Source organism: Halobiforma nitratireducens JCM 10879, assembly GCF_000337895.1.
Taxonomy (GTDB): Archaea; Halobacteriota; Halobacteria; order Halobacteriales; family Natrialbaceae; genus Natronobacterium; species Natronobacterium nitratireducens.
Window position 1 is genome coordinate 1 of sequence record NZ_AOMA01000144.1, and the last position, 652, is coordinate 652.

1 protein-coding gene is annotated in these 652 nt (G+C 58.7%); it reads right to left on the reverse strand.

Annotation, left to right across the window (positions count from 1 at the left end):
- Positions 1–207: 207 nt before the first annotated feature.
- Positions 208–618 carry a transposase gene (locus tag C446_RS14175; RefSeq protein ID WP_006673818.1) on the reverse strand — a complete coding sequence of 137 codons (411 nt, stop codon included), beginning with the start codon at positions 616–618 and terminating at the stop codon, positions 208–210.
- Positions 619–652: the final 34 nt, after the last annotated feature.

The following is a 652-nucleotide window of genomic DNA, read 5'->3' on the forward strand; positions in this document are numbered from 1 at the left end:
CCGTACTCCGAGAGTTGTTCCTGCGGGAGTCGCTCCAGAGCGTCGTAAGGACTGTCGATTTCCTCGCCATGTTCCTCGAACAGCTCTTTGATTCCCTCCTTGATCGTCGCTAACGGCGACGATCTGCGGGGATTAATCGACGTCAGCAACGGACAATCGAGGCAGTCTTGGCAGAACTCACGGTTGTCCTGACTGTCGAAGCCGGCATCAGCCAGTGCAGCCTGGAGNCTCCATCGTGATGGCGACCGGCAACTCGCTTGCGGCGTCAACGACGAGAAACACCTTATAGCCGTAGAACGAGCCTTCGTGTTTGCCCCAGCTCGCTCCTTCAACATCGCCGTTTTCGATCTCTTCACGTGTGTTTGCCCAGGCGGCAATGTGGGTTCCGTCGATGATGATGAACTCTCCAGCGTGGTCGTGATCATCGAGCAACTCGCCGCACATCGACTGGAGACAGTCGCGGAGTTCGTCCGGTTGGAGTTCGTTGAAGGCCCGCCAGAGGGATGTCCCGTCGGGGACATCCTCTGGCTCGACATAGTCCAGTGCCTCCCTGAAGGAATGGTTGCGCCGAAGGCGGCGTTCGAGGGCGTCGAACGAGTCGCCCTCGAACTGCCGCAAGACAAGTGCAGCTGCTCGTTCGGGAGCAATAGAG